The sequence below is a fragment of the Streptomyces sp. NBC_00440 genome (assembly GCF_036014215.1).
Taxonomy (GTDB): Bacteria; Actinomycetota; Actinomycetes; order Streptomycetales; family Streptomycetaceae; genus Streptomyces.
On sequence record NZ_CP107921.1, the window covers coordinates 230,624 to 244,392 of the forward strand.

Consider the following 13,769-nt stretch of genomic DNA (forward strand, 5'->3'; position numbering starts at 1 on the left):
TACGCCGGGAACCATCCGCTTCCACCGCACCACGCGGGCCGCGTGTCGTAGCGGCGGCGGCGCGGAAGGGCAGGGCGCCGCGACGGCGCCCCGTCCGGTCACTCCAGTCTGCCCACACCGGACAGCCACCGCTCGTCGAACGCCCGGCGGAGAGGTTCCGGAGGGGCGGTCGGCGGGCGGTGGCCGGCGCAGTCGCGGGGAGGAGCGGGTCAGGCGTGCGTACCGCCGTCGATACGGAGCTCGGTGCCGGTGACGAACGCACCGTCGTCGGACGCGAGCATGGCGATCACGCCCGCCACCGTCTCCGGCCCGGCGAAGCCCTGGCCTATGGCCGGGGAGAGCTTCGCGAGCAGGCTGAAGTCGGCGTCCGCCGGCAGGCCCGGGTCACTGGTCATGCCCGAGGCGATCGAGCCCGGCGCGACACACACGGCGCGCAGCCCCTGCTTGGCGTACTCGATGGCGATGGCATGGGTGAACGACTGGATGCCGCCCTTCGTCGCCGCGTAGGCCGCCATGTACGGGTGCGCGAAGGTCGCGGAGGTCGAGCTGAAGTTGACCACCACGCCCTTGCCGTTCTCCAGCAGCGCGGGCAGCGCCTCGCGGGTGACCAGGAAGGTACCGGTGAGGTTCACCGCGAGCATCCTGTTCCAGAATTCCAGGGTCGTGTCGGCGGTGTGCGAGGACCGCAGGATGCCCGCCGCGTTGACCAGCGCGTCCAGGCCGCCCAGGTCGCTGATGGCGCCCCCGATGGCGGTGTGCACCGACGACTCGTCCGAGATGTCGGCCACGACCGTGGTGAGCCGGCTCTCGGTTCCTGCCGCGCGCGCCTGCTCACGGGTGGTGTCGAGGCCCGCCTCGACGATGTCGGCGGCGACGACGGTGCCGCCCTCGGCGAGGATGCGGGCCACGGTGGCCTGCCCGATGCCCGAGCCACCACCGGTGATCAGTACGCGGCGTCCGTCAAAGCGGTTCATTGTCCTGTCTCCGTTCCGGACTCGCCTTCGAGCCCTTCCCTTGCACGGTACGCCTCAATGGCACGATGTGCCACATAGGCAGACGGGGTGGACCGGGGGCATCGGGACATACCCTTTGGACATGCCTGACACGTCCCGGACAGCCACCACCCGGCCTTCACTGACCGAGCGCCGCAAGGCGGCGACCCAGCTGGAGATCGCCCGCACCGCCGCCGCCCTCTTCGCCGAACGGGGCGCCGACAGCACCACGGCCGAGGACATCGCCCACGCGTCGGGGATCGCGCTGCGCACCTTCTACCGGTACTTCCGGACGAAGGAGGACTCGGTCGCTCCACTGCTGTCCAGCGGGGTGAAGCAGTGGATCGCCGATCTGCGCGACAGCCCGGACGATCTGCCCGTACCCCGTGCGCTCGAACGGGCCGCACTGCGGTCGCTCACCCCGACCGACGAGGCCGAGACCCAGGCGCTGCACTGGACGCGGGGGCTGATCCGCGCGATGGACTCCCATCCGGCCCTGCTCTCCGTCTGGCTGCGGGTGACCCACGACGCCGAGGAGGAACTCACCCCGGTACTCGCCGCGTTGGCGGGCGGTGAAGCGGACCCGCTGGAGATCAGGCTGGCCTCCGCCGCCGCCAACACCGCGATGCGTGTCGCCGTCGAGGTCTGGGCCACGACGGACGCGGCGGACCACGGCCCCGGCGGCCCCGCCGAACTCGCGGCCCGCTGTGTCCACGGGCTGACCGCGGGCCTGCGACTGTGGGACGGACCGGGCGGAGCGGCCACCGCGGACTGACCGGGGGCGAGCGCCCGGAGCGTCCCTCGCCGGAGCCCGGCCGGCCGCCGTCCCGGGCAAGTCGTACGTATACATGCCCAACTCCGGCGGGTCCGCACGCACATCCTGCTCAACTCCCCCCGTACGCGCACCTTGACCGGCCGTCAGCATCTGCGCCTAAGATCCCCGCCCAGTGATCCGGTCCGCCCCACTGCCGCTAGGGAGTCGCCCCATGGACATCGGCCGACGCACGATCATCACCGCTCTCGGCGCCACCGCCGCACTCGGCGCCGCGCCCGGCAGCCCGGCGGCGGCGCAGCGGCCCGCGGCCTCCCGGGCGCTGGCGCGGCTCCTCCCCCACCACTGCGACCAGGTCACCTTCCGCACCGTGCCGGCCAGGGACGGCGCGGACGCCTTCCGGGTGTCCGGGACGACCGGGCGGATCGTGGTCGAGGGCACCACCCCCGCCGTGCAGCTCACCGGGGTGCACCACTATCTGAGATCGACGGCGTACGCCCACTTCTCGTGGAACGGTGAGCAGACCGGTCTCCCCCGCCGGCTGCCCGGCCTGCGGAAGCCGCTGGTCAAGTCCGCGAACGTCGCTCACCGGTTTGTCTTCAACGACACCAACGACGGCTACACGGGCCCGTACAGCGGCTGGGACTACTGGGAGCACGAACTCGATGTGCTGGCCCTGCACGGCTACAACGAGGTGCTGGTCTACGCGGGCGCGGACACCGTCTACCACCGCACCTTCCAGGAGTTCGGGTACGGCGACGCCGAGCTGCGTGCCTGGATACCGGGCCCGGCCCACCAGCCGTGGTGGCTCCTGCAGAACATGTCGGGCTTCGGCGGACCGGTGTCCCAGCAGCTCCTGGACCGGCGGTTGCGCCTCGCGCAGCGCATCGTCGGGCGGGTGCGCGAGCTGGGCATGACGCCGGTGTTTCCCGGCTACTTCGGTACGGTCCCGCCCGGCTTCGCCGACCGCAGTCCGGGCGCCCGTGTCGTACCGCAGGGCGACTGGTCAGGGTTCTCCCGCCCCGACTGGCTGGACCCGCGCACCGCTGTCTTCGGGCAGGTCGCCGAGACCTTCTACCGGATCCAGAGCGCGCTCCTCGGCGACTCGGACATGTACAAGGTCGACCTGCTGCACGAGGGCGGGAACCCCGGGGACGTACCCGTGGGCGAGGCCGCGAAGGCCGTCGAGAAGGCCCTGCGCACCGCGCATCCCGGGGCCGTCTGGAACGTACTCGGCTGGCAGACCAACCCCCGCCGCGAGATCATCGACGCGGTCGACCGGTCGAAGATGTTCATCGTGGACGGTCTCTCGGACCGCTTCCCGACCGTCACCGACCGCGAGAAGGACTGGGCCGGAACCCCGTACGCCTTCGGTTCGATCTGGAACTTCGGCGGACACACCACCATGGGGGCCAACACCCCCGACTGGACGGCCCTGTACGAGCAGTGGCGCACCCGGCAGGGCAGCGCCCTCAGCGGCATCGCGCTGATGCCCGAAGGCTCGGACAACAATCCCGCCGCCTTCGCGCTCTTCAGCGACCTGCCCTGGAGCGAGGGGCCCGTCTCCCTCACCGCCTGGTTCGACCAGTGGTCGGCCGAGCGGTACGGGGCGCCCGACCGGCACGCGGCCGCGGCCTGGGACATCCTGCGCCGCACCGCGTACGGGACCACCCGCCAGGACAGCTGGAGCGAGGCGCCGGACGGCCTCTTCGGCGCCCGCCCCTCGCTGACCGCGCGGAGCGGCGCGGCCTGGTCGCCCGACGGACTGCGCTACGACACCGCCGAGTTCGCCCGCGCCCTGCCCGAACTCCTGGCGGTACCGGCCGCGTTGCGGCGCAGCAGCGCCTACCGGTACGACCTGCTCGATGTCACCCGCCAGACGCTCTCCCACCACAGCCGCGCCCTGCTCCCGCAGGTCAAGGCGGCGTACGACGGCGCCGACCTGACGGCGTTCCGGCGGCTCACCGCGGAGTGGTTCGCGTGGATGGGACTGCTGGAGGAGACCGTCGCCACCGACCGCCGGTTCCTGCTGGGGCGCTGGATCTCCGACGCCAGGTCCTGGGGCGCGGACAGCGCCGAGAAGGACCGGCTCGCCCACGACGCGGTGTCGCTCCTGACCGTCTGGGGCAACCGAAGCGCGGCGGACGACGGCGGGCTGCGCGACTACGCGAACCGCGAGTGGGCCGGGCTGGTCGGCGGGCTCTACACACTGCGCTGGAAGACGTACTTCAAGGAGCTGGAGTCGGCGCTGGCCGAGCACCGCGCGCCCCGGGACATCGACTGGTACGCGATCGAGGACGGCTGGATCCGCGACCATCCCCCGTACCGCGCGGAGCCGTCCGGCGACATCGTGAGCATCGCCCGCAGGGTCGCCGGCACCGGCCGGAGCTGACGCGCCACGCGGCGGCCGCCACCGCGCACACAGGGGTCCAAGTGCCCTGCACATATGTCCATGGCGGGGGTGGCGGGGCCCCGGCTACCGTCCGGCCATGCTCAGAGAACTGCTGCGAACGAAGGCCGTACTGACCACGCTGGCGGCCGCCGTCGCCGGACTGGCGCCCACCGCTGCCGCCGCCCAGCACCACACGGGCACCACCTATTACGTGGACTGCCGCGACGGCAGCGACAGCGCCCCGGGCACCAGTGCGGCCCGCGCCTGGCACAGCCTCGCCAAGGCCTCGCGGGCCTACGCCCCCGGCGACCGGCTGCTGCTGCGGCGCGGGCGCAGCTGCACCGGGACACTCGCCCCCACCGGCTCGGGCACGGCCGCCGAGCCCATCCGGCTCGGCGCGTACGGCACCGGCGCCAAACCGCACATCGAGGGCGCCGGCGCACGCGCCGCGGTCCTGCTGCGCGACTCCGAGGGCTGGGAGGTGCGCGATCTCGACCTCTCCGACACGGGCCCGGCCACGACCACGGACCGCCGGGCGGGACTGCTCGTCCTGCTGCGGGACTTCGGCGTCGGCCACCACTACGTCGTCGACGGTGTGGACGTCCATGACGTCAACGGCTCGGACAGCAAGGACCCGGACCCCAGCGGCGGCATCCTCTTCGTGGTGCAGGGCTCCGATGTGCCGACCCGCTTCGACGGCGTACGGATCACGGACTCGACCGTCCGGCACACGGACCGCACCGGCATCGGGACGTCGTCGACGTGGAGTCACCGGGCCGAGAACCCGGACGGGACCGGCAGCAGCTGGCAGGCCATCACCGGTCTGGTGATCGACCGGAACAAGGTATCGGACGCGGGCGGCGACGGGATCGTCGTGCAGAACGCGCGCGGGGCCCTGGTCGAGCACAACCGCGTCGACGGCTTCAACATGCGCTCCGCCGCCTACAACGCCGGTGTGTGGGCCTGGAATTCGGATGACGTGCTCTACCAGTACAACGAGGTGAGCGGGGGCCACGGGACCCGGGACTCCATGGCGTACGACATCGACGGCGCCAACACCCGCAACGTCTACCGCTACAACTACAGCCATGACAACGAGGGCGGCTTCCTGCTGGTCTGCAACGGTGCCACCACGACCACGGACGGCAACCGGGTGCACGACAACATCAGCATCAACGACCGGAACACCTCGGCCCCCTACGGGGTGATCTCGGTGGTCTGCGGCAGCACCACGGACACCCGCGTCTACCGCAACACCGTGGTCACCGACCGTCCGGGCACCGCGATGGTCTCCGACAACGGCCAGACCGGGGTGACGTTCTCGGACAATGTCTTCGTCGGCGCCGCGGGCGGCTCGCCGGTCACGGACACCCTCAGCACGTACTCCGGCAACCTGTACTGGAACACCGCGCAGCCCCGCGACCCCGCCGCCGTCGAGGCGGACCCGCTGCTGCGCTCCGCACACCCCACGGCGCCGGACGATGTCCGGCTGCGCCCCGGCTCCCCCGCGCGCGGTGCGGGCTCCCCGGTGGACGACGGTACGGTCCTCGACTACTTCGGGCACCGGATCCCCGCCCGTCCCAACCTCGGTGCGGACCAGGGGCGCTGAATTCCGGCACCACCCTGCTGCGGTTCCACGTCCCGGCCCGGCAGACCCTCGCCCGGACCCCGGACGCGTACGATGACCGGCGGCGAGCGGCGCTCCCGCGCAGCCGCCGCCGACGGAACCGGCAGCGCAGGCCGGCCCCTCCTTACGGGCAGGAGAAGTGAGTCGTGAGCGCAGCGCCGGGGAGCGGCCGGGACCAGGATTCGTATGTCGTGGGCGTGGACTTCGGCACCCTGTCCGGCCGTGCGGTGGTGGTCCGGGTACGGGACGGCGCCGAGCTGGGCGCTGCCGAGCACCTCTACCCGCACGGTGTGCTCGACGAGACACTCCCGCACGGCGGCCCTCGGCTGCCGCCCGAGTGGGCGCTCCAGGTTCCCTCCGACTACCTCGGGGTACTGCGCCACGCCGTACCGCGGGCGCTGGAGGCGAGCGGAGTCCCGGCGGAGCGGGTGATCGGGGTGGGGACGGACTTCACGTCGTGCACCATGATCCCGGTGACGGCCGACGGCACACCGCTCTGCGAGCTGCCGCAGAACAGGGAGCGGCCGCACGCGTACGTCAAGCTCTGGAAACACCACTCGGCGCAGCCCCAGGCCGACCGGATCAACGCCCTGGCGGCCGAGCGGGCCGAACCGTGGCTGAACCGCTACGGGGGCCGGGTCTCGTCGGAGGGGCAGTTCGCCAAGGGGCTCCAGCTCCTGGAGGAGGACCCGGAGCTGTACGCCCTGACGGACCACTGGGTCGAGGCGACGGACTGGATCGTCTGGCAGCTGTGCGGCTCCTACGTCCGCAGCGCCTGCGCCGCCGGTTACAAGGGCCTGTTGCAGGACGGCGCCCACCCGTCCGACGAGTTCCTCGCCGCGCTCGACCCCGGATTCCGGGACTTCGTGAGCGGCAAGGTCGAGCACCCGACCGGCGCGCTCGGGACCAGGGCGGGCGGTCTGACCGCGCAGGCGGCCGGCTGGACCGGGCTGCCCGAGGGGATCGCGGTGTGTGTCGGGAACATCGACGCGCATGCGACCGTGCCCGCGACGGGAGCGGCCGGGGCCGGCCGGATGGTCCTGATCATGGGGACATCCGCCTGCCACATGGTGAGCTCGCCGGACCCGAGCCCGGTACCGGGCATGTCAGGGGTGGTCGACGGCGGCATCGTGCCCGGTCTGTGGGGTTACGAGGCCGGGCAGAGCGGCGTCGGCGACATCTTCGGCTGGTTCGTACGGACCGCGGTCCCGGAGTCCTGCGCGCAGGAGGCACGGCGGCTGGGCCGCACGCTCCACGAGCATCTGACCCGGCTGGGCGCCGCGCAGGCCGTCGGGGAGCACGGTCTGGTGGCCCTGGACTGGCACAGCGGCAACCGGTCGGTGCTCGTCGATCATGAGCTCAGCGGCACCGTCGTGGGGCTGACGCTGGCCACCAGGCCCGAGGATGTCTACCGCGCGCTGCTGGAGGCGACGGCCTTCGGCACCCGACGGATCATCGAGGCCTTCGAGGAGGCCGGGGTGCCGGTCACCGGCATCACCCTCGCGGGCGGTCTGCTGGAGAACACCTTCCTGACCCAGCTGTACGCCGATGTCACCCGGCGGCCACTGAGCCTGATCCGCTCGTCCCGGGGCCCGGCGCTCGGCTCTGCGATGCACGCGGCGGTCGCCGCGGGCGCGTACCGGGACATTCATGCGGCCGCGTCAGCGATGGGCGGGATCCGGCCCACCGTGTACGAGCCGGATCCGGCCAGGTCGGCGGCGTACGACCTTCTCTATGGCGAGTACTGCCTGCTGCACGACTATTTCGGCCGGGGCGCGAACGACGTGATGCACCGGCTCAGGCGGCTCCGCCGCACGGCGGTGACGGCCTCGGCACAGCCGGTGACCGGCAGCGCGGTACCCGCGTCGCAGCAGCCCTGACCGCTCCCCCGCGCTACTCCCCTTGTACGGCCCGGCCGGGTCCTTATACGCCGGTGGCCCCGTGGAGCATGTACTGGTCGAGCAGCTTCGTACGGGCGACCTCCAGGCGGGTGGCGAGGACCTCGGCGACGGACCGGGCCAGCGCCAGGCCCAGCTCGGGATCGGTCTCGCACACTTTCCTGGCGGTGACCGCGTCGAACTCGTGGGCCCGGACCGGACTGAACGCCTCGGCGCCGAAGTGCCACCGGTGCGGAGGGAAGAGCCAGGACCAGCCGAGCAGGTCCCCGACCTCCAGGGTGTCGACCATCACCCTGCCCCGCTGCGGTACGTGCAGGTCGAGTGCCACGGTGCCGGTATGGATGATCCAGAACTTGTCCGCGGGTGATTCCTCCTCGAAGATCCGCGCGTCCTGGGGGAAGAAGACGTCGCGGGCCAGATCCATAAGGCGTTCACGGTGGAATGCGGGAAGAACGTTCATCAGCCGTGTGGTGGAAGTCATCGTGGGGAACCTCCTCGCTGAGTGCCCCGCGCGCCACGGCCGCCGTATCGCCGGATGACGGGCGGGGATCCCCTTGCTTCGAGGGTATCTCCGCTGCCGCCGTCACTTCCGGCTCCGGCTCTTCTGCCGGCGCCAGATCCCCTTCGGCTCCGGGCCCCCTTATTGGCGCCCGCTCCCCCTCCAGCTCCAGGCCCCCCTCATTGGCCCTTGCCCAGCCTCGGGCTCCGGCTCCCTTATTGGTGGCCTTCCCTGCCGGTATCGGTGCCCTCCCCCTGGCGCTCCAGGCCCCCTCCAGTGGTGCCCCTCCCCCTCGCACACGGTGATCCCGTGTCCGCACCGGCGACGGCCCGGAAGTCCGCGCCCACCGGAAGTGGCGTGGACATTTACCCGCTGAAGCGGCACTGAATCACCGGAAACCACCCCAACCCCTGTGACCCACACAACTTTTAGGGCATTTCCGGGCGTTTGGCGGGGTGACACCAGCCACAGGACCTATGTCACTTACGACCCTCGATAGTCGGCCCCCGCCCCCAGCCTCGCACGGCAGAACGGCCATGATTTCGGGCATTTCACCCCATCTCACGATGAGAGGTAGTACAGAGGGTCATTGCCACCGCCGAAGACGGGCGCTAACCATGGATCCCGGCAAGCACCGAGAACGAGCCAGCGACCAACGCCAGTCGGCGAACGCGGCCAAGACCCTCGGTTCACATCCACTGCGCCGCCGAAGGCCGCACGTCACGTCCCCCATCTGGAAGAGGCCAGCATGCCCCGCATCTCTCTGCCCCGCACCACCCGTACGCACAAGATCGCCGCCGCCGTCCTCGTGACCGTGGGAGCCAGCACGGCCCTCGCCGCCACCGCCGAGACGAGCAGCGCCCAGATACCCGCGCAGGCCACCGCATCGGTGAAGCCCGTCTCCGCCAACGGCCTTCCCGCGAAGGACGCCCCGAAGAAGGCCGCTGCCAAGCCCGCCAAGAAGAGCGAGAAGGACGACAAGGCGGCGAAGGCGGCCAAGGCCAAGGCCGCGAAGGCTGCGAAGGCCGCGAAGGCCAAGGCCGCCGCCAAGAAGAGCGCCGCGAAGCACAAGGCCGCGGCGCCCACGATCTACAAGAACAACCTCGACGGCTGGATCAAGGAATCGCTGGCCATCATGAAGGCCCACCACATTCCCGGCACCTACGAGGGCCTGCACCGCAACATCATGCGTGAGTCCAGCGGCAACCCGAACGCCGTGAACAACTGGGACATCAACGCCCAGAACGGCGTCCCCTCGAAGGGCCTGCTCCAGGTGATCCAGCCCACCTTCGACACGTTCCACGTCCCCGGAACCGCGGACAAGCTGACCGACCCGGTCGCGAACCTGACGGCCGCCGCCAACTACGCGGCCCACCGCTACGGCTCCATCGACAACGTCAACTCGGCGTACTGAGCCGCAGATCCACGACGTGGACCGGTCTGACGCGGGTGAGCTAAAGCCCCGGACGAACGGCGGACACGAGCCCCGGTGACAGCGGATCCCCCAGCGGACCGCGATCACCGGCGGGCTCGTGCCGTTCGTCCCCCGCCCAGTTCACCCCCCGCGCAGTTCGTCCCCGGCCGAAGCGAAATCGGCCGGATCACCGGGCCGTTGAATCACATCGGCCCCAACACCCTTTGACATCCCACCTCGTTGGGCAGTCGCGCCCCCTCTGATGGGACCCCGCCACTCAGCCCACGGCAGGCCCCGGCCGGAGGGCCCGGTTACACGGTCTCACCGCCGTCCTCCGCACCCCCGCCCCGGCCCCACCGCCCCGACTGCGCCCGCAGCCGGGGCGCTGCCGTCGGCCGCGCCGTCCCGTACGTCCGGCGTCCGAGCCGGATACCCCCGGGGGGGGCCGGGCTCCGCCCAACACTCCACCCAGCCGGTTGACCGTTCTCACGGGTCGCAGGCCACACACTCAGCAGGTAACGGCTCCATCCGTCGTGCTGAAAGGCCCCGTCTCCGTGAATAGCCCCGGTGTCCACACCGTCGCTGCCGCTGCCGCTGTCGTCGTACTGGTCCGGCTGCTCACCCGCCGGCCCGCCGCGCGACCGCCGCGCGAGAGGCCGCACCCCGCCCCGGTCACCCTGGCTGTCGTCGCTTCCCTCATGGCCGGGGCGGTCGCGTGCAGCGGCGGGGCCGAGCGACGCACGGCGGGTTCGCCGACCGCGGGCATGTCCGGCACGGCAGGGCAGAGGTGGGGCGCCTGCCCCGCGGCGGACGCCGGTACGGGCGGCGGCCCCCCGGTGAGACGTGATCCGCGCCAGCAGTGCACGACCGTCCGCGTACCGCTCGACTACCGCGCCCCCGGCGGCCGCCGGCTCACCATCGAGGTGTCCCGGATCCGCTCCGGGGCGCCCCGCCCGAACTCCCTGATGACAGGCCAGGGCGGCCCCGGCAGCAGCGGGCTCGACCTGCCGTCGCAGGATGTGTCGGCGCTGCCCGCACGAGTCACCCGGACCACCGACCTGTACGGGCTCGACTACCGGGGTATCGGCCATAGCGACCCGCTGCACTGCGGCATCGCACGCTCCGACCGCACCACGGCCACCGGCATCTCCTATCCGGCGGCCGACGGCAGCATCGACGCCAATGTCGCGTGGGCCCGGCGCGTCGCGAGAGCCTGCACTCAGCACGCGGGCTCCGCACTGCCGTTCTTCAACACGGTGAACATCGCCCGTGACATCAACCGGATCCGGATCGCCCTGGGGCTGCGGACGCTGTCCTACACGGGCACCTCGTACGGGACGTTCGTCGGGCAGGTCTACGCCTCGCTGTACCCCGCGACCTCGGGCCGGGTGCTCCTGGACAGCGTCGTCCCGCCGGGCGGTGTGAAGGCGACCATCCAGAACAAGGGACGTGGGGTCGAGGACGCCTTCGGCGGCTTCGCGCGGTGGGTGGCGGCCCGGGACAGCGCCTACCATCTGGGCGGTTCGGCACCGGACGTGCGGCGAACGGTCCTGTCCACGGTGCGGCAGCTCAACGGGACACCGCTCCCGCTGATGACCGGTAAGAGCCTCACCGGGAACCTGCTGCTGGAGGCCGAGGAGTCGCTGCTCGAACAGCAGGGCTACTTTCCGGGGCTCGCCGAGCTGCTCGGTGCGGCCCACGCCGGTTCGATCCCCGCCGGTCTGACGTCGAAGCTCCAGTTCGACAGCGTGTTCCCGGACAACTTCTTCAGCGCGCAGGACGCCATCGTCTGCAACGACAGCGTCTGGCCGAAGGATGTCGCGGGCTACCGGCGGGCGGTCACCCACAGCAACGCGCAGTTCCCCCTGACGGCAGGGTCACCCGCGAACATCTGGCCCTGCGCCTTCTGGCCCATGGCCGGTTCCGACCACCCGCCGAAGCCGGTCGCGCGCGGTCCGCACAACATCCTCATGGCGCAGAACACCCAGGACCCGTCGACTCCGGTGAGCGAGGCCCGCCGGACACTGCGCGCGTTCGGCGGCCGGGCCGCCATGGTCACCGTCGAGGCGACCGGCCACGGTGTGGCCATGGCGAAGGGGTGCCCGGCCGATGCCGTGGCGGACTTCCTGCTGAGCGAGTCGCCCGCACGGTCACGGCACTGCCCGGCGGCGCGCTGAGGCACCGGACAGTGGCCGCCGGTGGTGCCACTGCGCCATTGGGCGCGATATCGGGCAGTACGCGCGGAACAGTCCTACCGTGAGCTGGCCAGCTATCCGCACCGCACAAGGAGCAGCGATGGGCGACGACAGCGCCATGGACAAGATCAAGGGCAAGGCCAAGGAGGCGGCCGGGAAGGCCACCGGCAACAAGCGCCAGGAGGCCGAGGGCAGGACCGACCAGACGAAGGGCAAGGCCAAGGGTGCTCTCGGTGACGCGAAGGACCGCGCCCAGGGCATGAAGGACTCGCTTGGGGACTGAGCCTCACGCACGGCGGGCCCCTGCCGGAAGGCGGGGGCCCGCCACATGTACACGGCCCTTTCGGGCGCCGTCGGTTCGGACGGCGGCAGCCTCAGTCTTGTCGCTCCGGGGCACCACTCCTACGCTGTGCGCAGCCTTGACCGGCTCAAGGTCTGCTCGATCTGCCATTCAGCGAGAAATGGGAGTGAGTGATGGTGAAGAGGTACCGATGGGCCGCCGGTCTCGCGGCCGTCTGCGGACTGCTCATGGCCGCCCCCCAGGCGAACGCCGAGGTCGAGCCAGGCGGCTGGACCCCTCAGTCACCGGGCTACAAGGTCCAGGAGAAGGGGTGCGGCCATGCCGACGGAATGACGTTCAGTCTCACCTGCGGCGACACCAGCGGTGAGCAGCGTGCGGAGCGGCGCTACGACACGTACACCGGCGGGACGCACCAGTTCGAGGGGTACTTCCGTATCTCCAGCATGGGCGGCAGCCGCATCTCGCTCAAGCAGACCTTCCGGGACACCAGCGGTTCCCAGGGGCCGTACTACATGCTCGCCGTGGAGAACGGCGGCCGGCTGTACACCGTGGCGGGAGGCACGACGGTGTCCGACGCGGGCACCGTCGGCGCGACGGTCCGCGTCAACACCGTCAACCAGGTCGGCAAGACACATCGCACCTACATCAACGGCTCGCTGGCCAACACGGTGGACAGCCCGTCCGGCAGCTACTACGACAAGTTCGGTGCGTACCGCACCAGCAGCGGGAACGGCCCGATCACTGTCACCTGGAGCAATGTGAAGTTCTGGAGCAAGTGAGCGCCGGGCCGCCCCGGACGGCTCGTGCCTGCGTTCCGGGGCAGCCCCGTCCCGGCCGACCGCACCCCGCGGCGGCCGTGCCCGCCGGCCGCCGACCCCCACGAGGCTCGCCTTGAAACTTCGCGTCCGCCCCCTGCTCCGCTGTCTGGCCGCGCTCGTCATCTGCGCCGCCCCGGTGGGGTGTTCGGCCCCTGCCCTGAGTACGGCGACATCCGCCGCGCCTTCCCCGCCGACCCGCGGGACCCTGCACGCCGCGCTCACTTCGCCGGTCGACGCCACACTCACCTGGGCGGACGGAAGCGACCGGGGCGCGGCCGGTCACGCCGTCGAGTTCGCCACCTCGCCGGGCGGCCCGTACACGCTGCTGCAGTACGTACCGGCCGCGCAGCACTCGTACCACCACCCCAGGTTGATGCCGCAGACGCCGTTCTACTACCGGCTCCGCCCCTACTACGGGCCGGCCTCCTCCGCTGTCGAGGTCGATCTGCCCCCGGGCGGCCTCAGTGCGAAGGACAAGCAGGACGACAACGTCTGGGCGAGACCGCGGACCGTCCGATCCGGGCGCGCGCCCGCCACCGGCTCGCTGCGGGTGCCGGGCGCAGGGACCCCGACGGGCCTCCGCGCCACGGCCGTGCGGGCGAACGGCATCAGGTTCACCTGGACCGATCACGCCAGCGACGAACAGGGCTGGCTGCTGGAGCTCAGGACGCGCGGCAGCGGCGCCTACCGGGTGGTCGCGGTGCTGGCGCCGGACATCAACTCCTTCGGCCTGAGCACCCTGCCGGACGAGAAGCACGCCTCGTACCGGGTCAGGGCGTTCTACTACGGCACCCGCTCCAACACGGCTCACGTGACCACCGGAAAGGCTCCCGACGGCTCGTGAGCCGCGGTATCCGTCGG

Annotated in this window: 11 protein-coding genes; 9 read left to right on the forward strand and 2 right to left on the reverse strand. The window is 71.5% G+C overall.

Features of this window, described 5'->3' with window-relative positions:
* Window positions 1-209: 209 nt before the first annotated feature.
* Window positions 210-974, reverse strand: a complete 765-nt coding sequence (locus OHB13_RS01110; RefSeq protein ID WP_266860253.1) for an SDR family NAD(P)-dependent oxidoreductase — start codon at window positions 972-974, stop codon at window positions 210-212.
* Window positions 975-1,095: 121 nt separating this feature from the next.
* Between OHB13_RS01110 and OHB13_RS01115 the strand changes: the two genes are divergently transcribed.
* From OHB13_RS01115 to araB, 4 genes are all read left to right on the forward strand, one after another.
* Window positions 1,096-1,767, forward strand: a complete 672-nt coding sequence (locus tag OHB13_RS01115; protein ID WP_266860251.1) for a TetR family transcriptional regulator — start codon at window positions 1,096-1,098, stop codon at window positions 1,765-1,767.
* Window positions 1,768-1,978: 211 nt separating this feature from the next.
* Complete coding sequence (locus tag OHB13_RS01120) at window positions 1,979-4,156, forward strand: alpha-N-acetylglucosaminidase (protein ID WP_328374868.1); 2,178 nt, start codon at window positions 1,979-1,981, stop codon at window positions 4,154-4,156.
* 97 nt (window positions 4,157-4,253) lie between these two features.
* Entirely contained in the window at window positions 4,254-5,765 is a 1,512-nt protein-coding gene (locus tag OHB13_RS01125) for a right-handed parallel beta-helix repeat-containing protein (protein WP_328374871.1), read from the forward strand.
* 164 nt (window positions 5,766-5,929) lie between these two features.
* A complete protein-coding gene (gene araB / locus OHB13_RS01130) occupies window positions 5,930-7,663 on the forward strand; it encodes a ribulokinase (protein ID WP_328374873.1) in 1,734 nt (577 codons plus the stop codon).
* Between the two features lie 43 nt (window positions 7,664-7,706).
* On the opposite strand, the gene OHB13_RS01135 is transcribed toward araB, so the two are convergent.
* Window positions 7,707-8,162, reverse strand: coding sequence for a cyclic nucleotide-binding domain-containing protein (locus OHB13_RS01135; protein WP_328374874.1), 456 nt, complete (start codon window positions 8,160-8,162; stop codon window positions 7,707-7,709).
* A 766-nt stretch (window positions 8,163-8,928) separates the two neighbouring features.
* Between OHB13_RS01135 and OHB13_RS01140 the strand changes: the two genes are divergently transcribed.
* From OHB13_RS01140 to OHB13_RS01160, 5 genes are all read left to right on the forward strand, one after another.
* On the forward strand, window positions 8,929-9,594 hold the full coding sequence (locus tag OHB13_RS01140) for a transglycosylase SLT domain-containing protein (RefSeq protein ID WP_266860241.1): 666 nt from the start codon (window positions 8,929-8,931) through the stop codon (window positions 9,592-9,594).
* A 554-nt stretch (window positions 9,595-10,148) separates the two neighbouring features.
* Window positions 10,149-11,771, forward strand: a complete 1,623-nt coding sequence (locus tag OHB13_RS01145) for an alpha/beta fold hydrolase (RefSeq protein WP_328374875.1) — start codon at window positions 10,149-10,151, stop codon at window positions 11,769-11,771.
* A gap of 118 nt (window positions 11,772-11,889) precedes the next feature.
* On the forward strand, window positions 11,890-12,072 hold the full coding sequence (locus OHB13_RS01150) for a CsbD family protein (RefSeq protein WP_266860237.1): 183 nt from the start codon (window positions 11,890-11,892) through the stop codon (window positions 12,070-12,072).
* Window positions 12,073-12,263: 191 nt separating this feature from the next.
* A complete protein-coding gene (locus OHB13_RS01155) occupies window positions 12,264-12,869 on the forward strand; it encodes a hypothetical protein (RefSeq protein ID WP_328374876.1) in 606 nt (201 codons plus the stop codon).
* Window positions 12,870-12,981: 112 nt separating this feature from the next.
* Complete coding sequence (locus OHB13_RS01160) at window positions 12,982-13,752, forward strand: fibronectin type III domain-containing protein (RefSeq protein ID WP_328374877.1); 771 nt, start codon at window positions 12,982-12,984, stop codon at window positions 13,750-13,752.
* Window positions 13,753-13,769: the final 17 nt, after the last annotated feature.

What these genes read in the sequence shown, in the direction of transcription:
- OHB13_RS01140 (WP_266860241.1), top strand. Translation starts at nt 8,929, where the DNA reads ATGCCCCGCATCTCTCTGCCCCGCACCACCCGTACGCACAAGATCGCC.
- OHB13_RS01125 (WP_328374871.1), top strand. Translation starts at nt 4,254, where the DNA reads ATGCTCAGAGAACTGCTGCGAACGAAGGCCGTACTGACCACGCTGGCG.
- OHB13_RS01150 (WP_266860237.1), top strand. Translation starts at nt 11,890, where the DNA reads ATGGGCGACGACAGCGCCATGGACAAGATCAAGGGCAAGGCCAAGGAG.
- OHB13_RS01155 (WP_328374876.1), top strand. Translation starts at nt 12,264, where the DNA reads ATGGTGAAGAGGTACCGATGGGCCGCCGGTCTCGCGGCCGTCTGCGGA.
- OHB13_RS01120 (WP_328374868.1), top strand. Translation starts at nt 1,979, where the DNA reads ATGGACATCGGCCGACGCACGATCATCACCGCTCTCGGCGCCACCGCC.
- OHB13_RS01135 (WP_328374874.1), bottom strand. Translation starts at nt 8,162, where the DNA reads ATGACTTCCACCACACGGCTGATGAACGTTCTTCCCGCATTCCACCGT.
- OHB13_RS01110 (WP_266860253.1), bottom strand. Translation starts at nt 974, where the DNA reads ATGAACCGCTTTGACGGACGCCGCGTACTGATCACCGGTGGTGGCTCG.
- OHB13_RS01115 (WP_266860251.1), top strand. Translation starts at nt 1,096, where the DNA reads ATGCCTGACACGTCCCGGACAGCCACCACCCGGCCTTCACTGACCGAG.